Raw genomic sequence first — 17,948 nt, forward strand, 5'->3', positions numbered from 1 at the left:
CGCCTGTGGGGCTTAGTTGGTCACGCCCTCGATGCGGTCTTCGATCTCCTGGTAGATCTCCTGCAGTTGCTGGATGTTCTCATCGGAGGTTTCCCAGTAACCGCGGCCGTTCACCTCGAGCAGCGTGCCCACGATGCGGCGGAAGCTGTGGGGGTTGAGCTCCATCAGCCGCTTTCGCATCTCGGGGTCGTTGATGAAGGTTTCGTTGGCTTCTTCGTACACGAAGTTGTCAACCGCGCCGCTGGTGGCGCTCCAGCCCAGGGTGAAGTTGAGGCGTTTGGCCACTTCACGCACGCCCTCATAGCCTGAGTTCAGCATGCCCTCGTACCACTTGGGATTGAGCAGCTTGGTGCGCGAATCGAGGCGGATCGTTTCGCTCAGTGAGCGCACCTGGGAGTTGGCGGTGGTGGTGTCGGCGATGTAGCTCGCCGGCGCCTTGCCGTCGTCGCGCAGACCCTGGATCAGCTTGGTGGGATCGCTGTCGAAGTAGTGGCTCACATCGGTGAGCGAGATCTCGGCGGAATCCAGGTTCTGGAAGGTCACATCGGCGGTCTTCATCACCGATTCGAACACCTCGCGTTTCTGGTTCATCTCGCCGGGGTTATCGGCGTTGAAGGCAAAGGTTTTGCGGGAGAGATACATCTCCTGCAGTTCGTTCTCCTCCTCCCAGGTGCTGTTCTCCACCGCAAGGTTCACGTTGGAGCTGTAGCTGCCGCTGGCGTTGGAGAACACGCGAGTGGCGGCGTCACGTAAGGAGATGCCTTCCTTCTCCGCTTGCTCTTGCGCATGCTTGCGAACGAAGTTCATCTCCAGGGGCTCATCGGCCTCGGCGGCCATCTTCACGCCCTGGTCGATCAGGGCCATCTGGTTGATGAAGAGGTCGCGGAACACGCCACTGCAGTTCACCACCACGTCGATGCGGGGGCGCCCCAGCTCTTCGAGAGAGAGGAGCTCGAGCTTGTTCACCCGGCCCAGGGAATCGGGCACAGGCTTCACGCCGATGAACCAGAGGATTTGAGCCAACGACTCGCCGTAGGTCTTGATGTTGTCGGTGCCCCAGAGCACGCAGGCAATGGTCTCGGGCCAGGTGCCCTGCTCCTGCTTTTGGCGCTCGATCAGTTTGTCGACCACACCCTTGGCTGCTGCGATGGCGGCTTTGGTGGGGATCGCCTGGGGATCAAGGGCGTGCAGGTTCTTGCCACTGGGCAGCACACCCGGATTGCGGATCGGGTCGCCGCCAGGGCCGGGCAGCACGTATTCGCCATCGAGAGCGCGGAGCAGGCTCTCCATTTCGAGATCCGCGCAAACCTGCTCAAGGCAGAACTGCAGATAACCGAACAGCTTGTCGAGCTCGGCCTGGTCGACATCCGGGAAACCAGCGCTGCGGCAGGCGCTCAGCCAGGGGCTGGGCAGCTTGAAACCGAACTGCTCGAGAAGGTTGAAGAACCAAGCGAAATTGCGCCGCAGGGTGACCCGCCCATCGCTGCCGGTGACGGCTTGCACCATCGCGCCGACGGCGGCGCGGGATGTCTCGGTGATGACGCGGTTCAGTTCCACATCGGCGAGCACACCGTTGTCGTTGCCGGCATACACGTCGGTGATGGTGCGGCCTTTGCTCTCGGCCAGCAGGGCGGGCAGGGAGCGGAGTCCGTCGTCATCACGCTCGAGGGCGGCGATGTTCACCAAGGTGGCGATCGCTTCTTCGGCGGTGGGGGGCTTGCCGATGGTGTGCAGGCCGCAGGGCAGCAGCCGGCTTTCGATCTCCATGAGCTGGCGGTAGACCGCGCCAATCACGGCGTCGCGCGCATCGAGATCCAGCTCGGAGCCATCCACCTCGGGCAGCTGCACGTCTTTGTCGAGATTGCACTGGCGGGCTGTTTCCACCACCGCATTCACGATCTGAATGCCGCGAGAGCTTTCCCGCAGCTGCTGGTAGGAGCCCACCAGCTCGCCTAATTCCTTCAGACCCTTGTAGAGACCGGCATTCTCAGCGGGCGGGGTGAGGTAGGAGATGGTTTCGGCGTAGCCGCGCCGCTTGGCGATGGTGGCTTCCGAGGGGTTGTTAGCGGCGTAGTAGTAGAGGTTGGGCAGGGCCCCGATCAGGGAGTCGGGGTAGCAGGTTTCGCTCATGCCCATCTGCTTGCCGGGCATGAACTCCAGGGAGCCGTGGGTGCCGAAGTGCAGCACGGCATCGGCGCCCCACACCTTCTCGAGGTAGGTGTAATAGGCGGCGAAGCCGTGGTGAGGGCTGGCGCTGCGGGAATAGAGCAGGCGCATCGGATCGCCCTCGTAGCCAAAGGTGGGCTGTACGCCAACGAACACGTTGCCGAAGTGGCGGCCGAAGATCAGCAGGTTGGTGCCATCGGTGTTGAGGGTGCCGGGCGGCTTGCCCCAGTTCTCCTCAAGGCGCTCCGAATACGGCGTGAGGCGCTCGTATTCCTCCACGCTCATACGGTGGGCAATCGCCAGCTCTGGTGAGCCTTCAAGCGCTTCGGGATCCTTCAGCACCGCCTCCATCAGGGCTTTAGGCGTGGCGGGCAGATCCTTCACCTCGTAGCCCTTGGCCCGCATCTCCTCGAGCACCCGGTAGATCGAGCCGAAGACGTCGAGGTAGGCCGCGGTGCCCACGTTCCCCTTGTCGGGCGGGAAGCTGAACACGGTGATCGCCAGCTTCTTCTCGCTGCGGGGCTTGACCCGCAGCGAAGCCCAGCGGATCGCGCGCTCCGCGATGGCATCCACGCGGTCTTGGAGGGTGTGGGCCTTTCCGGTGGCATCGTCGCGGCCGCTGAGCACGATCGGCTCGATGGCGCCATCGAGTTCGGGGATGGCGATTTGCAGGGCCACCTGCACCGGGTGCAGACCGAGATCGCTCTCCTCCCACTCCTGGGTTGTTTGGAACACCAGAGGCAGCGCAACCATGTAGGGGCGATTGAGCTTCTTCAGCACCTCGATCGCCTTGGGGTGGTCTTGGCGGGCAGGGCCGCCCACCAGGGCGAAGCCGGTGAGCGACACCACGCCATCGACGAGCGGCACGTCGGGGTTGATCGGGTCGTAGAAGAAGGCGTTCACCGGCTTGGTGAAGTCGAGCCCGCCGCAGAACACTGGAATCACGGTGGCACCGCGATATTCCATTTCCTGGATCACAGCCACGTAGTGGGCTTCATCGCCGGTGACGATGTGGCTGCGCTGCAGCACTAGGCCGATCACCGGGCCCTTGCGCGCTTTCTCGGGGAGGTCTTTGCGGCTGGCGTTCCAGTTGAGGTACTCCTTGAGATCCTCAAACATCGAGGGGGCCAAGGGGTGCCAGATGCCTAGATCCGGGAACACCACTGGATCGGCCACCTGCAGCTCAGGGCGATCGTCGGCCGAGCGTGGGAAGACGTATTTATCCGCCAGCATCAGCAGGAAGTTCCGGAGATTGTCCGGAGTGCCGCCCAGCCAGTACTGGAAGCTGAGCATGAAGGAGCGGGCGTCCTGTGCCTTCTCCACCGGCAAATACTTGAGAACGGTGGGCAGCGTGTTGAGCAGCTTCAACATCGCGTCCTGGAAACCGGCGCCGCCGGCCTCCTTCCGCTTCTTCATGAAGCCGGCAATGGCGCTCTTGCTCTGGCCGAGCTGGGCCATGGAGAAGGTGCCCAGTTTGTTGAGGCGCATCACCTCCGGCATGGAGGGGAACACCACTGCGGCCTTGAGGCGATCGCGGTGGGGTGCCACGGCATCCACCACCTTCTGGGCCAAGTCCTCGATGAAGATCAGCGAGGCGATGAACACATCGGCCTCGGCCACATCGGCGCAGAAATCGGCGTAGTTGGCTGGATCGCGCAGCTCTTCGATCAGGTAGCCGCACAGATCGATCGCCAGAGGCCCGTTCTGGTCGTTGAGCGAGGTGGCGGCTTGGGTGAGCGCGTTCTGATACTGCGGCTCCAGCACCACATATACGGCCTTCATCACGGCCCGGCCGTTCACCTCACCGGGGCTGACGCGGCGGGAGGCGGAGCGGACCTGCGTGAACATGCGCGCTGGATTGAGCAATGTGAAGGAGCCTACGTAGGCCAAGGCACCGCCGCGAGCTCAGATTCCAAGCTGTTACAGCCATGGTGGCCCTAGCCCATAGGCTCAGGCCCTTGCTTTAACGCCCCGCTTTCGATGACCGCCAGTTCGGCTCCCGCCAGCTCCTCGAGCAGTCAGCCCATTGCGGTGGTGGTGGCTGGTGCGCTGGGGCGCATGGGCGCTGAGGTTGTGAAGGCGGTGACCAACGCCCCTGACTGCCGTTTGATCGGCGCGATCGACACCACCCCAGGCAAAGAGGGCGCTGATGTGGGTCTGGAGCTGGGCCTCGGTGAGCTGGAGGTGGCGATCACGGCCGACTTTGAAGGCTGCCTCTGCCAGGCCAGCCAGGCGGTGCGCAACGACGGCCCCGGCGCCGGCGCGGTGCTGGTGGATTTCACGCATCCTTCCGTGGTCTATGAGCACACCCGCGGCGCGATTGCCTACGGCGTGCATCCGGTGATCGGCACCACCGGCCTGAGCCCAGAGCAACTGCAGGATCTGGCCTCGTTTGCTGAGAAGGCCTCGGTGGGTGGCGCGGTGATCCCCAACTTCTCGGTGGGGATGGTGCTGCTGCAGCAGGCCGCCGCAGCCGCCGCGCGCTTCTACGACTTCGCCGAGCTCACGGAACTGCACCACAACCGCAAGGCCGATGCCCCCAGCGGCACCTGCATCAAAACCGCCGAGCTGATGGAGGAGCTGGGCAAATCCTTCAACCCCCAGCAGGTGGAGGAGCATGAAACCCTGGCGGGTTGCCGCGGTGGTGAGCGCCCCAGCGGCCTGCGTCTGCACTCGATCCGCCTGCCGGGCCTGGTGGCCCATCAGGAAGTGATGTTCGGCGCCCCTGGGGAGACCTACACCCTCCGCCACGACACGATCGATCGTTCCGCCTACATGCCCGGTGTGCTGCTCAGCGTGCGCAAGGTGCGCCAGCTGCCCGGGCTCGTGTATGGCCTCGAGCGCTTGCTCTGAGCCCGCGCGGCCTCGACACTGGCCCCATGCTGATCCCGCTTCGCCCTGGTGAGCTGCCGCGCCTGATTCCGGCGGTGGCCACAGGCCCGCAATTCAACTCCTGCAGCGGTAATCCGCAGAAGGTGCTGCAGCGCCTGTTCATCTCCGTGATCGGCGGGGTGATCAGCCTGCTGATCAGTCAGGGGGTGGCCATGAGCAGCCAGGCGTCCCCAATTCTGTTGGTGGTGGGCTTCGTCTTCCTCCTCTACATGCTCTGGGGCCCGATCGTGGAGGCCGGTCGCAAGAACGCCACCCTGCGCCGCTATCCCGCAGCAGCCATCTTTGAAGGCGAAGTGGCCGACTACTACACCAAGGAGTTGGTGGAAGGGCGCCAGGAAACCACCGACCGTCAGGGTCGGCTGGAGCTGGTGGAGAACCGCCGCACCTGGCTCTGCCTTGAGCTTGAGGATGAAGACGGGTATCTGGGCAGCCTTCGCTTTCCCTACGACAAAAAGCACAAGCTGATCCGCCGCGGCATGGTGATCCGCTGCCTGGTGCTGAGCGAGCGCAAGGATTTCTCGCGCATCGGAGCCCTGAGCGATGCCTGGTTGCCGCAGCTGAAGCTCTGGGTGGGTGACTATCCCTATCTGTTACGGCCGGCGTTTGAAGAGCTGTGCCTGAAGCGGCTGCGCTGATGCGGATTAACAGCGTGCAACAACGCGCAACATTGCGTTACAGTTCGTTTATTCGACGAGGCAGCCATGACCCAGGCCAACACCCCCGCCATCCGTGGCGCCACAGTGACCCAAGAAGACGGCGGCCGTCTCAACGCCTTCGCGTCTGAGCCCCGCATGCAGGTTGTGGAAGCCGAGAACGGCTGGGGTTTCCACGAGCGCGCTGAGAAGCTCAATGGCCGCATGGCGATGCTCGGTTTCATCGCCCTGCTGGCGACCGAACTGGCCCTGGGCGGTGAATCCTTCACCCGCGGTCTGCTCGGCATCGGCTGATCGTCAGCCTCCACGCCAGGTTCACCCCTGACTCAACCGCAGCACACAATCGTGCTGCGGTTTTTTGTTGCCCTGCCCATGCGCCGCACCGCCACTGCTGCCATCACTGCTGCCATCACTGCTGCTGCTCCAGCTGCCGCGCTGCGGGCGCGGGTGTATGGGGCTGGTCCCACCGGTGCGCTTACGGCCTTGGCTATGGCCCGCAGTGGTTGGGTGGTGGAGTTGTGGGATCCTCTGCCCCTCGCGGCGCTGCTCGAGCGCAGCCGCGCCTATGCCCTCACCCACTCCAGTGCTGAGCTGCTGCAGAGCCTGAATCTCTGGCAGCCCCTGCAGCCGCATCTGGCACCGTTTTGCCGGCTGGAGCTCTGCGATCAGGCCCTGCAGCGGCGGGTGTCGTTTCTGGGAGGCGATCTGCCCAGCCGCCCTGGGGCCAAGGCCGCTGATGCTGTGGGCTGGATCCTGCAGCACCACCCCTTGATGGCCCTGCTGCTGCAGGAGCTCGAAGGGCAGCCGGGCCTGTGTTTGCACCTTGGTGATCCCATAGGCCCTGGGCCTGCAGAGCTGGTGGATCTGGAGGTGGCCGCCGATGGCCATCACTCGCCGCGCCGCCGCGCCGCAGGCATCCGCCACTGGCATCGCCCCTACCGCCAAGGGTGCCTCACGGTGCAGGTGAGGCTGCGGGGATCGCAGCCCGATCAAGCCTGGGAATTGTTCCGCCCGGAAGGTCCTTTTGCCGTTCTTCCCCTGGGAGACGACGCCTTCCAACTGGTGTGGAGTGCGCCACTGCAACGCCTGCAGCAACTCGAGCGCCTCGAACCGGCGGCCTTCCTGGATGCCCTCAGCGCCGCTCTGCCGGAGCAGCTGCAGGCGGAGGTGCTGCTCGATCGGCCGCGGGCGTTTCCTGTGGCACTGGAATGGTCCTGGCCGCTGCAGCGCAAGGGTGTGGTGCTGGTGGGCGAGGCGGCCCATCGCTCCCATCCCGTGGGGGGCCAAGGCCTCAATCTCTGCTGGCGCGATGTAGCGGTGTTGCAGCAGTTGGCGGCCCGCGCGGCATCTGGGCACCTACCGCTCCAGCAGCTGCCGCGGCGCTACGCCGCCCGCCGCTGGCTCGACATCACCCTGGTGCTGCTGGCCACCGACGCACTGGTGCGCCTGTTCTCCAACCGCCAACCGCTGCTGTTGCCCTGCCGCCGGCTGGCACTGGCGCTGCTGGGGCGGTTCACCTGGTTGCGGGCCATGAGCCTCAGCGCCATGAGCGACGGCCCTTGCCGCCTGCGCTGGCCCTGATCAGGATGGCGGCACGGTGAGGGGTGGGCCATGGTGATCAGCAGTTCTCCCCAGCCACCGCCGAGCCCTGCGCTGCTGCGCTACCTGCGCCATGAGCTGGGGCTTAGCGATAACGCCCTGCAGCTCGGTTTGAGGCAATCGGAGCAGGAGCAGGCACCCCTGCCGGTGGTGCTGTGGCGTTTCGGCCTGATCACCCTTGAGCAGTTCGATCAGGTGCTCGGCTGGCAGGCCGCCCTGGATCTATGAGGCGCGGCGCCTTCAGTACACGATCAGTGATTCCACCGGCACTGCCTCCGGCAGCTTCGCTTTGCCGCCCAGGTCAGCCAGCTCCACGATGAAGGCAAAGCCGCACAGTTCACCGCCCACCCGGTGCACCAGCTCTGCGCAGGCACCGGCGGTGCCGCCGGTGGCCAGCAGATCGTCCACGATCAGCACCCGCGGACGGTGCTCAAAACCATCGGGGATGATCTCGAGCCGGTCGCTGCCGTATTCGAGGGTGTAATCCACCCCGATCACCTCGCCAGGCAGCTTGCCGGGTTTGCGCACCGGGCTGAAGCCGATGTTGCGGGCCGTGGCCAGAGCCGTGCCCACGATGAAGCCGCGCGACTCGATGCCCACGATCAGATCCGGGGCCAGCCGATCGCACACGGAGCCCATCTGGCGCATGACTTCCTGCCACGCCAGCGGGCTGCGCATCAGCGGGGTGATGTCGCGAAACAGGATGCCCGGCTTGGGAAAGTCGGGGATGTCACGCACCAGGCCACGCAGATCAAGGGTGGTCATGGTCGACGGATCGGGTGCGCAGCTGGCAGTATCGCAGCCATGGCTGATGCTCCTGTGCAACCCCAGCGCGCGCTCTCCCGGCGGGGTGTGGAGCGGCTTGATCTCCTGCTCCTGTCCGCTGAAGCACTCGACCTCAACGGTGGTGAGGCGATGGTGTGGCTGAGCGAGGAGATGGGTCTCACCGAGCTCTTCCCCAACCGCGTGGAGCTGTGGAAGCGCCGCTGCAGCAACCCCCTGCGGCGCACCACCCGCCGTGATCGGATCACGGAAGCCGAGGCCGATGGCCTGATTCGTATCCTCAATGCCCTGGCGGATCGCCTGTATCCGATGTTGCGCAGCCTGCTCTCCTCCGCCGAGCCCCCCCAGCTGAGCGAGCAGCGTTGGGCCCTCTTCCGCGGCCGCCTGCAGGAGCTGCTCAAGGAGCGCTTTAATCCCCGTCGCGGTGGGGTGCAGCGGTTGCTGGATCCCCAGGAGGGCCCGCAGCTGTGCCGTGAACTGATCCAGACCATGGCCCTCAGCGCTGGTCCTGGCGGATTCACCCGGCTGAAGGCCAGTCTGATGGACGCAGCGGCCTGATCCGCGGCACGACAGCAACCCTGCGATGAAACTGACCAGCCGCTACGAACAAACCAGCTGCCGGCTGGTGCTTGAGGGTTTGCCTGATCTCTCAGCCGGCCAGAGCAGCCAAACCATCGGCATCCTCACCGGTTTCAGCCTGGCTCTTGCTGGCAAGACCGAGCTCGAAGGTCAGCGCGATCACCTCCAGGCGCTGCTGAATGTGGTGCTCCCCTACGCCCGCGGTTTGATCAGCGGTGTGGCCAGGCCCCAGGGCGCCCAGGATGTGCCTGTGGTGATCCGGCCTGTGGACGGCCAGCATGAGCTGGAGCTGCGCAGCAGCCAGCCCAACACCCCACCGCTGCGCCTTCCCCTCGATGACGCCGAGCTGAGCGATTTGGTTCGCTGCCTCGATCGCCTGCAGCTCGATCCGCAGGTGGCGGTGCCGCTGGAGTGGCCGGCGCCGCAGCCGCTGCGCCGATCGGAGTTGCGCCATCGTCTGCCGTTGGCCCGTCGGGTGGCGGCTCCCCTCACCGGCATCGCCGCGCTGCTGGTGGCCGGGGTTCTTGCCTCGTTGCTGCCCACACCGAAGCCACCCTCCAGCGCGCCGGCAGCGGTGAGCACCCCCTCGCGCGGTGGTTGACGCCACCCCATTCCCCACCACACTTGCACTAGCGCGATGAGCGATTTGAGCTGGTCTGAACTGCGTCGCCGTGTGACCCGCCTAGGCGCTTGCCTCGACGTGGTGGTGCGCAGCGATCCGGAGGTGTGCGGCCTCAGCGGCGAGCAGTTTCACCTCTCGCTCCACCACGGCGGTCAGGGTGACTGCAGCGTGGGCGATCTCAGCTTGGTGGATTGCCCCAACGAGCTGGTGCTGGTGGAGTTCGAACGCTGGATGCGGGGAGCTGGATACCGGATCGAGTCATGAGCCGTCGCCGCGGGTTGCAGGTGGTGCGTGGTGGCCGCGGCCAGCCACCGTCTCCGCCGCGCACGGTGTTCCGCCAGCGCCGCAGGCCGCCGCGGCCCCGCCGGATCCTGGAGGCTCTGCTGCTGATGGCGGCTGGAGTTGGTTTGTTGGTGTTGCTGCTGCAGCTACCGGAGCTGATCGATCTCGATAGCCTCCTGCTGATCAGCACCGCCATTGGCCATCTGATCGGCGGCCTTTCGCAGCTGCTGATGGGTGTCTTGCAGTTGTTGGCGGTGCTGGTGTTGGTGGCGATTGCCCTGCTGGCGTTGCTGTTGCTTGTGGCCGGCCTGGTGCGTTTTGTGCGGGCCTTGTTCGGGGCAGGCGCCGTCAAGGCCGCTCGCCTGCCGCGCCGCTGAGGCAGGGATGGGCAAGAAGGCCAAACAGCAGCCGTCTGAGCAGGATCGCTACAAGCCTTCAGTGCTGCTCAACGATGTGAGCGGCGTGACCGGCAGCTCCTCGCGCCTGGACCGCAAGCTGTACGCCAAGGAGCTGGCCCGCCTGCAGGTGGAGCTGGTGAAGATGCAGTACTGGGTGAAAGCGACGGGCTTTCGCCTGATGGTGCTGTTTGAAGGGCGCGATGCCGCCGGTAAGGGCGGCACGATCAAGCGCATCACCGAGCCGCTCAATCCCCGCGGTTGCCGCGTGGTGGCGCTGGGCACCCCAAGCGATCAGCAGCGCAGCCAGTGGTATTTCCAGCGCTACGTGGAGCACTTCCCCTCAGCCGGGGAGATCGTGCTGTTTGATCGCAGCTGGTACAACCGCGCCGGTGTGGAGCGGGTGATGGGCTTCTGCAGCGAGGCGGAGCTGCGGGAGTTTGAGCAGTCGTGCCCGGAGTTTGAGCGGATGCTGGTGCGCTCCGGGATCGTTCTGCTCAAGTATTGGTTTTCGGTGAGCGACGCGGAGCAGGAGGCGCGCTTCCAGGCCCGCATCGATGATCCCGCCCGCCGCTGGAAGCTCAGCCCGATGGATCTGGAGTCGCGCGATCGCTGGGTGGAGTTTTCCCGGGCCAAGGACGACATGTTCGCCCACACCAATATCCCGGAAGCGCCCTGGTTCACCGTGGAGGCCGACGACAAGCGCCGCGCCCGCCTCAACTGCATCCGCCACCTGCTGAGCAAGGTGCCCTACGAAGACATGACGCCGCCGGCTCTGAAGTTGCCGGCGCGGCGCAAGGCCAAGGGCTACGAACGACCGCCGATCAACGAACAGTTCTTTGTGCCGGACGCCTACCCCTGATGCAGCTGGCTGAACCACATGCCGGCCAGTTGCCAACTGGACCAAAGAAAAACGGCCAGGAACACCCAGTTGAGCCAGGCGGGCCGTTTGTCGTTGTCGAAGATCATGGGCAGAGCCTAAGCGGCCTGGCTGGTTCAGGCCGCACTGAGCGTGGCGCTGCGCTTTTGCCGCCTGAGCTCGTGCAGGCCCTCGAGTTGGTTGTGAACTGCCACCAATTGCTGGCGGATGTGTTCGGTGTTCTCGAGCTTGGCGAGGTTGAGCAGGATCGCCTCGATTTGGGCCTTGCTGTCTATCAGCACACGGCAATCGGTCGTTCCGGGTTCGTAGGCCATAGATGGGTGGGGACCAGCACCATGGAATCGCGCCGCTGGTGCCGGCGGTGTGTCAACGGCTGCAATCCGGGCTGGGAGCCTTAAGAATTTCTGGAGTTCGGAAGCCCCTTGCGGGTGGTGCAAGGGGCGGCTGAAGCAACGGAGAGGGTGGGATTCGAACCCACGGAGGCTTTCACCTCGCCGGTTTTCAAGACCGGAGCCATCAACCACTCGACCACCTCTCCAGCGGTCGACCCATGGGGCCGCAACGAGTGTCTCATGACCACAGACCTCAGGGGGCTCTCGTTTAAGACTCATGAGAACGGGATTCAAGCTTGGGTTGGCGCCGCTTGGGTTGTCGTTGCTGTCATGGCTGTTCTCTCCACCAACCTGTTGGCTCTGCGCACGCGCGAGCTGGCCGATCTGATCGAAACCCTGCCGGTGAGCCTGGCGCCTGAGCTGCACTACGAGCGCTGCTGCGAGCTGCTCGAGCAGCTCGCCATCGCCCTGGATCTACTGGCCGACAGCCGCTGAGGTGGTGTTCGTTGGGCACTGCCCAGCGGCCGCATCGATCACCTGCTGAAGGTTGTCACTGTTCTCCAGGCGCCAGCGAAAGGCCGCGAGCACGGTTTCCACATGGGTGAGCGCCCCGAGACAACGGGGGTGGTTCAGGCGTTGCTCTGGCCCTTCCTCCTGGCGGATCAGGACCTCCAGCGCGTTCTGGGCTTCGAGGCAGGTTTCCTGCCGGCGCGTCGAGCTGCAGCGGTTCAGGGCAGCGAATGCTGCGCTGCGCAGACTCGTGGCTGGAGCCGTGGCTTCAGCCGCCATGGCAGGCAGACATTGCAGGGCCAGCAGCAGGGCCGGCCCGATGCGGATCAGCGACGACACGCCTCCTATCAGTTCTCCGGCTTGGCCAGAGGCAGCAGGCACTTGTCTGAGTCGCAGCCGGCAGGGCCAGCTTCCATCAGCTCACCGCCGTCGTAGCGCTGCAGGGCTTCGAAGAAGTCGCTGGTGCGGCGGCGACCCACCACTTCGCTCTGCAGTTGCTCGTAGGTGGCGTGGTCGATGGGCTCGAACGGCAGGCGCGGGAAGGTGGCGTTGGCATCGAAGCGGGCCAGCAGGGCTGCGGAGATGTAGCCCTCGCCCTTGTCGATGGCGGCGTGGATCGCATCGGTGAGCGGCTCGATCTCATGCTCGCGGAACTCCACGGTGGCCGAAGTGTTGTGGGCCGTGTAGTGCTGCTGCACCTGCATGTAGAAGTCGAACTGGGCCATGGCGGAGAAGTTGTTGATCTCCACGGCATCAGCGCCGGGGATGTTGGCCCAGCTCACTTCGGTGGGGATCTCCACCAGCCATTCGGTGCAGCGGGGATCGAAGGGGTCGTTGAGCAGCCGGCCCTGCTCATCCTTGTCGCTCTGCGACGGCACGATCGTGTAGCCGTAGTCCATGCAGGCGAGCGCCACCGGATCGTTCTTGCGGAAGGTGATGCGGCGGATGAAGCGCTGAGCCTTGGGGGGGTGCCAGCCGGGGGAGGCGCCGGTGAGCAGGCTCTTGGTGCCGGCGGGTTGCACCGTGGTGCAGCGGTTCGGGCGGCGCAGGCCGTGGCGATCGCAGTAATCCCATACCGCCTTGTTGACGATCTCCTTCCAACGGCTCAGATACTCAGCCTCTTTGGCCTTGAAGGCGCGGCCCTCTTCGCTGTCGGGCCGGCCGGCTTCCCACCAGTTCAGCCAGGGGGTGCCGAAGGCGTGCACGAAGAAGTCGAACAGGCCTGTGAAGCTCACGCCCACGATCGGGTCCCAAGCGCGGCTCTGGCGGTAGCGCTCCACCTCAAAACGGTGGTTGAGCAGGCAGGCCACAGCGAGGCCGCCGGCGGTGAAGGCTTCTTCCTGGGCGATGTGATCGTCGGGATCAATCCGATTGAGGTGGATCTCAGCGAGGTTGCAGTGGAAGTCGGCACCGAGGATTTCGCCGCAAGGGTTGAGGCCATAGCGGCCGAGGCGGTGCTCCAGCTCAGCGGCGCTGATCTCGGGGTGATGTGTGGTGAGCCAGCGGCCGGCTTCCTCGCGGCCTTGGTCGCAGTAGATCTCGATGAACTCAGCCCGCAGCTCGGGGGTGCTGAGCAGATCGGCGTTGGAGCGGGCGATCGCCTCCGGGGCGAACTGGATGGCGCCCTCGCCGGAGTGGAACTGCTTGGTCACCGCCTCCAGCACCGTGGCCCGATCGGGGCGGGTGTGGAAGACACGGGTGTGGTTGGCCATGCGCAGGGCATCCCGCTCGGGGTCGATGCGCCAGTTGCCGTCGCTGTCTTGCTGCCAGAGGTTTTCCTTGGCGCCGGCGGCGGAGAGGTCTTCGGCGGCGAACTGGCGCATGCCAGCACTGCGGCGGATGTTGCCCGCCACGATCGTCACGGCTGCCTCATCGATCAGCAGGCAGCACTCCACGGAGGTGAGCTGCCGGCCCTGGGCCTTGCCCAGAATCTGGGCCACGCGGCCGTAGAGATCCTTCAGCTTCACCGGGTTGGCCATGCCGCCGAACCCCTTCAGCGTTTCGCCCACGGGGCGCACATCGGCCAGATCCACATGGATCTCAATCGGCGTGCTGGCGTCAAAGCGCTCATCACTGCAGAGCTCAAGCAGCAGCTGGTAGCTGTCCACCCAGCCGCGGCGGGTGTCGCCCACCTTGATGAACACCTGCTGGCCGTCGATGCGGTGGCTGGTGTGCTCTTGGCGCTGGCCAGCGGGCGTCGCGCCGATTTCAGTGACGGCCTTGATCGCCAGCTGGTTGCGCACCACGGGCAACCGGCTGATCAGCCTGGGCTCAATGATGGCGCCGGTGCCGCAGCCCATCATCGCCAGGTCCATCATCAGACCAAAGGCTTCCCAATCCACCAGGTTGGTGGACGTGCAGTTGTAGGAGCCGGAGAAGTTCTCGCTCTGTTCAATCCAAGGGGTACCGCCAATCCACAGCCACCGACCAGAGGGCAGGGCCTTCTGCTCGAGCTGCATGCGGCGGAGCAGCTCCACTTCCTGGGTATTCAGATCGCCCAGCTTGCGCAGGCCCTCCAGGTTGCGCTCGGCAACCTGCTTCCAGCTTTCGCGGCCACTGGCCGTCTTGCGCGAATAGGTGCGGTAGAAGACGGGGTTGGCGGCGGGGGCCGTGGCTGGGAAGTCAGGTCTGGGTCCCTTGAGGGGCTCGCCCATGGCGGCGGTGCTGGGGCCAGGTACTGACAGGGTCACGGAGCTTGAACTAGGCGGTGGTCGAACCATAACGCCACCGGTGGGGTCCGCAAGCAGTCGTTGCCACCATTGGCGGTGCAACTCCGAGAATGCTTGAACTGCAGGGTTTTGGGTCGCTTCCGATGAATCGCACGCCTGAGCCTGAGCTGATGGAAGGTCTGGAGCAGGCCCAGGCCTATGCCGCCGCCAACTTCGCCGCCGGCGATCAGGCCTTGATCGAGCGGCTCGCGGTGTTGTTCCCCCAGGGCCTGGGAGAGCGGCTGGTGGATCTCGGCTGCGGACCCGGCAACATCAGCTTTCGCCTGGCGGAGCGCTACAGCGGCGCCGCCGTGCTGGGGATCGATGGTGCTGCCGCCATGCTCGCGCCGGCACTTCAGCGCTTGGCCGAGCAGCCGCTGCTGGAGGGGCGCCTGCGTTTCGAGCAGCGTTGCCTGCCGGCTGCTGATCTGCCTGGGGGGTACACGGCCGTTGTCAGCAACAGCCTGCTGCACCACCTCCACGATCCGCAGGTGCTCTGGCGCAGCGTGGTTCAGCTGGCGGGGCCCGGTGCCTGCGTGTACATCAAGGATCTGCGCCGGCCTGCCAGCGCCCAGGCGGCCCTGGAGCTGCAGCGGTTCTACCTGGCCGATGCCCCGGCGGTGCTCCAACACGACTACGTCGCCTCGCTGCATGCCGCCTTCACTCCCGAGGAGGTGGCGCTGCAACTGCAGGAAGCTGGCCTGGCGGATCAGTTGCACGTGGCGGCGCTGGAGGACCGCTACCTCGAGGTGTGGGGACAGCTGTTCTGAGAGGCTGGCCCCATGACCAGCACCACAGCTCCCGCCACCACTCCCGAGCTTCAGGCCCTGGCCGAAGCGGTAGCGCGCCGCCGCAACTTCGCGATCATCTCCCACCCCGACGCGGGTAAGACCACCCTCACCGAGAAGCTGCTGCTCTACGGGGGTGCGATTCAGCAGGCCGGTGCCGTGAAGGCCAAGGGCGAGCAGCGCAAGGTGACCTCCGACTGGATGGAGCTCGAGAAGCAGCGCGGCATCTCGATCACCTCCACCGTGCTGCAGTTCGACTACAGCGGCAGCACGATCAACCTGCTGGATACCCCTGGCCACCAGGACTTCTCGGAAGACACCTACCGCACCCTCGCCGCCGCTGATAACGCGGTGATGCTCGAAGACGCGGCCAAGGGCCTCGAGCCCCAAACCCGCAAGCTGTTTGAGGTGTGCCGCATGCGGCGCATCCCCATCTTCACCTTCATCAACAAGATGGATCGGCCGGGGCGCGAGCCCCTGGAGCTGCTCGATGAGATTGAGCAGGAGCTGGGCCTGGCCTGCTTGCCGGTGAATTGGCCGATCGGCAGCGGCGATCGCTTCCGCGGCGTGATCGATCGGCGTAGCAAGGAGGTGATCCTGTTTTTGCGGGCCGAGCGCGGCCGTACCTCCGAAGAGAAGGTGTTGAGCGTGGAGGAGGCGCGCAGTAGCGGCGCCGTGGAGCCCGAGCTGCTGGATGCGGCCCTCGAGGAGTTGGAGCTGCTCGAAGCCGCCGGCAATGAGCTGGATCTTGAGCTGGTGCATGCCGGAGAGCTGAGTCCGGTGTTCTTCGGGTCGGCCATGACCAATTTCGGCGTTCGGCCCTTCCTCGACGCCTTCCTGGAGCTGGCTCAAAAACCGATCCCCCGCAGCAGCAGCGCCGGTGAGATCGAGCCGGTGCGGCCGGGCTTCAGCGGGTTTGTGTTCAAGCTCCAGGCCAACATGGATCCCCGCCACCGCGACCGAGTGGCGTTTGTGCGGGTGTGCAGCGGCAAGTTCGAGAAGGACATGACGGTGCAGCACGCCCGCACCGGCAAGACCATCCGCCTTTCGCGTCCCCAGAAACTCTTCGGCCAGGACCGTGAAGTGGTGGACGACGCCTACCCCGGCGACGTGATCGGCCTCAACAACCCGGGGATGTTTGCCATCGGCGACACCTTGTATCTCGGCCCCAAGGTGGAATACGAGGGGATTCCTTGCTTCAGCCCGGAGATCTTTGCCTGGCTGCGCAACCCCAACCCGTCTGCCTTCAAAAGCTTCCGCAAGGGGGTGAATGAGTTGCGGGAAGAAGGCGCCGTGCAGATCCTCTACGACACCGACCAGAGCAAGCGCGATCCGATCTTGGCGGCGGTGGGGCAACTGCAGCTGGAGGTGGTGCAATACCGCCTCGAGAACGAATACGGCGTGCAGACCCGCCTTGAACCCCTGGGCTTCTCCGTGGCCCGCTGGGTGGTGGGCGGTTGGCCGGCCCTGGAACGGGTGGGTCGCATCTTCAATTGCAAAACCGTGCGTGATGCCTGGGACCGGCCGGTGCTGTTGTTCAAGAACGAGTGGAACCTCAACCAGCTGGGCGAGGACCATCCCGATCTCGAGCTGAGCGCCGTGGCACCGGTGGTGAGTGGGGTGGAGCCGATTTCGCTCTGATCGCGCTCCAATTTCCCGCTGATCCCCCACGGATCCCGCCCGCAAGCCACGGCGGCCCGCAAGCCCCGCCAGAATCTTTACGAAGAAAGGTCACAACGGCGGTTCTGGCGATGGCGAGGCCCCTCTGGCTTGTACGACCCCGCAACGATGGCGGGTGTGATTACGTGAACTTCGTACCCGGCTCCACGCCGGGTTCAGCCGCTGTTGAGATGCGCGAAGGCAGCCACCTCCCGCCTCAGATGCCCTTGCTCAAGCGCCGCTGCTGGCTGCAGCGCGATGAAGCGGAGCAGCAGCGTCGCCGCCTGCAGCTCGAAGGGGGATTTCGTCACAGCGAACCCTTGTTCTGATCCAAGGCTTTGCTCGCGCTCCCTCTCTAGGCTGAACCCATCGCACTGACATCTCCAGCCGCGGCATGACCCAGGGAACTGATCCAACCGGTGGCCCTGCCCAGCCCGGCTCGCTGAATCCCTATGAGCGCCTTGGCATCAGTCCCGATGCCAGCTTCGATGATGTGCAGGCAGCCAAGCAGGCCCGCCTCGCTGAGGTGGGCGAAGACCCCATGTTGCGGGCGCGCATTGAAGCCGCCTACGACGCCGTGCTGATGGATCGGCTCAAGGAGCGGCAGCAGGGCAAGGTGAGCACCGCAGCGCTCAACGCCTCCCAGCGCGAAGCGGCCAAACCAGCCGCCAAGCCTGCGGCCGGCAAGCCAGCGCTCCCGTCGATGCCAAGCCTGCCCGCCCTGCCGCGGCCTGCCCTCAACCTCACCGCGCCCGCCCTACCGCGCTTTGCCCTGGCCGAAGGCCGCGAACGCTGGTTCCCCATTGCCGGTGGCGCGGTTCTGTTGGGGATCCTGCTGCTCACGCCGGCCGCCAACGCCGAGCTGGTGCTGGCGTTCGCCACGGTGCTCACGGTGGTGAACCTGCAACGGCGCCTGGGCCGTTTGCTGCCGGCCGTGGGCTGGAGCGTGCTGTTGCTCAGCGCCGGACTGCTGCTCGGTGGCCTGCTTGTGAGCGCCATTGATCCTTCCCTGCCGTTGGGATTGCCGCTGGCACCGCCACAGGTTCAGAGCTTGCCGGCGCTGGTGCTGCTGGTGCTGGGTGCCCTGCTGATCGCCTGAG

Annotated in this window: 20 protein-coding genes and 1 tRNA gene; 15 read left to right on the forward strand and 6 right to left on the reverse strand. The window is 65.3% G+C overall.

Features of this window, described 5'->3' with window-relative positions:
- Positions 1-12: 12 nt before the first annotated feature.
- Positions 13-4,014, reverse strand: a complete 4,002-nt coding sequence (locus H9532_RS04315) for a magnesium chelatase subunit H (RefSeq protein WP_296366016.1) — start codon at positions 4,012-4,014, stop codon at positions 13-15.
- 132 nt (positions 4,015-4,146) lie between these two features.
- Between H9532_RS04315 and dapB the strand changes: the two genes are divergently transcribed.
- The 5 genes from dapB (at position 4,147) to H9532_RS04340 (ending at position 7,538) form a co-directional block, all read left to right on the forward strand.
- Positions 4,147-5,019: a 4-hydroxy-tetrahydrodipicolinate reductase gene (gene dapB, locus H9532_RS04320; RefSeq protein WP_296366017.1), complete on the forward strand. Its 873-nt coding sequence runs from the start codon at positions 4,147-4,149 to the stop codon at positions 5,017-5,019.
- Positions 5,020-5,045: 26 nt separating this feature from the next.
- The gene (locus tag H9532_RS04325) at positions 5,046-5,693 is read left to right on the forward strand and encodes a hypothetical protein (RefSeq protein WP_296366018.1); all 648 of its coding nucleotides are present in this window, start codon (positions 5,046-5,048) and stop codon (positions 5,691-5,693) included.
- Between the two features lie 66 nt (positions 5,694-5,759).
- Entirely contained in the window at positions 5,760-6,005 is a 246-nt protein-coding gene (locus H9532_RS04330) for a high light inducible protein (protein ID WP_296366019.1), read from the forward strand.
- Between the two features lie 51 nt (positions 6,006-6,056).
- The gene (locus H9532_RS04335; protein ID WP_296366020.1) at positions 6,057-7,292 is read left to right on the forward strand and encodes an FAD-dependent monooxygenase; all 1,236 of its coding nucleotides are present in this window, start codon (positions 6,057-6,059) and stop codon (positions 7,290-7,292) included.
- A 30-nt stretch (positions 7,293-7,322) separates the two neighbouring features.
- Positions 7,323-7,538: a DUF2949 domain-containing protein gene (locus H9532_RS04340; RefSeq protein ID WP_296366021.1), complete on the forward strand. Its 216-nt coding sequence runs from the start codon at positions 7,323-7,325 to the stop codon at positions 7,536-7,538.
- 12 nt (positions 7,539-7,550) lie between these two features.
- Here H9532_RS04340 and H9532_RS04345 read toward each other — a convergent pair whose 3' ends face one another.
- Positions 7,551-8,075 (reverse strand): adenine phosphoribosyltransferase, encoded by a 525-nt coding sequence (locus H9532_RS04345; protein ID WP_296366022.1) that lies wholly within the window; start codon positions 8,073-8,075, stop codon positions 7,551-7,553.
- 39 nt (positions 8,076-8,114) lie between these two features.
- Between H9532_RS04345 and H9532_RS04350 the strand changes: the two genes are divergently transcribed.
- The 5 genes from H9532_RS04350 to ppk2 are packed head-to-tail and all read left to right on the forward strand — an operon-like array spanning position 8,115 to position 10,833.
- A complete protein-coding gene (locus H9532_RS04350) occupies positions 8,115-8,651 on the forward strand; it encodes a DUF3038 domain-containing protein (RefSeq protein WP_296366023.1) in 537 nt (178 codons plus the stop codon).
- 25 nt (positions 8,652-8,676) lie between these two features.
- Positions 8,677-9,273, forward strand: coding sequence for a DUF4335 domain-containing protein (locus H9532_RS04355; RefSeq protein WP_296366024.1), 597 nt, complete (start codon positions 8,677-8,679; stop codon positions 9,271-9,273).
- Between the two features lie 36 nt (positions 9,274-9,309).
- Positions 9,310-9,558, forward strand: coding sequence for a hypothetical protein (locus tag H9532_RS04360; protein WP_296366025.1), 249 nt, complete (start codon positions 9,310-9,312; stop codon positions 9,556-9,558).
- Positions 9,555-9,953, forward strand: coding sequence for a hypothetical protein (locus tag H9532_RS04365; RefSeq protein ID WP_296366026.1), 399 nt, complete (start codon positions 9,555-9,557; stop codon positions 9,951-9,953). The genes H9532_RS04360 and H9532_RS04365 overlap by 4 nt, the downstream gene beginning before the upstream one ends.
- Before the next feature lie 7 nt (positions 9,954-9,960).
- On the forward strand, positions 9,961-10,833 hold the full coding sequence (ppk2, locus tag H9532_RS04370) for a polyphosphate kinase 2 (RefSeq protein ID WP_296366027.1): 873 nt from the start codon (positions 9,961-9,963) through the stop codon (positions 10,831-10,833).
- Positions 10,834-10,967: 134 nt separating this feature from the next.
- Here the strand turns inward: ppk2 and H9532_RS04375 are convergent, their stop codons facing one another.
- Both H9532_RS04375 and H9532_RS04380 read right to left on the reverse strand, forming a co-directional pair.
- The gene (locus H9532_RS04375) at positions 10,968-11,165 is read right to left on the reverse strand and encodes a hypothetical protein (protein WP_296366028.1); all 198 of its coding nucleotides are present in this window, start codon (positions 11,163-11,165) and stop codon (positions 10,968-10,970) included.
- Positions 11,166-11,304: 139 nt separating this feature from the next.
- Positions 11,305-11,389 (reverse strand) — tRNA-Ser (locus H9532_RS04380).
- Between the two features lie 124 nt (positions 11,390-11,513).
- Here H9532_RS04380 and H9532_RS04385 point away from each other — a divergent pair.
- A complete protein-coding gene (locus tag H9532_RS04385; protein ID WP_217795892.1) occupies positions 11,514-11,678 on the forward strand; it encodes a hypothetical protein in 165 nt (54 codons plus the stop codon).
- Here the strand turns inward: H9532_RS04385 and H9532_RS04390 are convergent.
- Both H9532_RS04390 and nrdJ read right to left on the reverse strand, forming a co-directional pair.
- Positions 11,658-12,032: a hypothetical protein gene (locus H9532_RS04390; protein ID WP_296366029.1), complete on the reverse strand. Its 375-nt coding sequence runs from the start codon at positions 12,030-12,032 to the stop codon at positions 11,658-11,660. The genes H9532_RS04385 and H9532_RS04390 overlap by 21 nt on opposite strands.
- 8 nt (positions 12,033-12,040) lie before the next feature.
- Positions 12,041-14,347, reverse strand: a complete 2,307-nt coding sequence (gene nrdJ / locus H9532_RS04395; protein WP_296366634.1) for a ribonucleoside-triphosphate reductase, adenosylcobalamin-dependent — start codon at positions 14,345-14,347, stop codon at positions 12,041-12,043.
- A 158-nt stretch (positions 14,348-14,505) separates the two neighbouring features.
- Here nrdJ and H9532_RS04400 point away from each other — a divergent pair, with 158 nt between their 5' ends.
- The 4 genes from H9532_RS04400 (at position 14,506) to H9532_RS04415 (ending at position 17,947) form a co-directional block, all read left to right on the forward strand.
- Complete coding sequence (locus H9532_RS04400; RefSeq protein WP_296366030.1) at positions 14,506-15,171, forward strand: class I SAM-dependent methyltransferase; 666 nt, start codon at positions 14,506-14,508, stop codon at positions 15,169-15,171.
- 12 nt (positions 15,172-15,183) lie between these two features.
- A complete protein-coding gene (locus tag H9532_RS04405; protein ID WP_296366031.1) occupies positions 15,184-16,830 on the forward strand; it encodes a peptide chain release factor 3 in 1,647 nt (548 codons plus the stop codon).
- Between the two features lie 164 nt (positions 16,831-16,994).
- Positions 16,995-17,177: a hypothetical protein gene (locus tag H9532_RS04410; RefSeq protein ID WP_366664516.1), complete on the forward strand. Its 183-nt coding sequence runs from the start codon at positions 16,995-16,997 to the stop codon at positions 17,175-17,177.
- A 65-nt stretch (positions 17,178-17,242) separates the two neighbouring features.
- Positions 17,243-17,947: a CPP1-like family protein gene (locus H9532_RS04415; protein WP_296366033.1), complete on the forward strand. Its 705-nt coding sequence runs from the start codon at positions 17,243-17,245 to the stop codon at positions 17,945-17,947.
- The last annotated feature ends 1 nt before the right edge of the window (position 17,948 follow it).

Origin of the sequence: Vulcanococcus sp. Clear-D1 (assembly GCF_014654725.1) — a bacterium.
In the GTDB taxonomy this organism is placed as follows: domain Bacteria; phylum Cyanobacteriota; class Cyanobacteriia; order PCC-6307; family Cyanobiaceae; genus Vulcanococcus.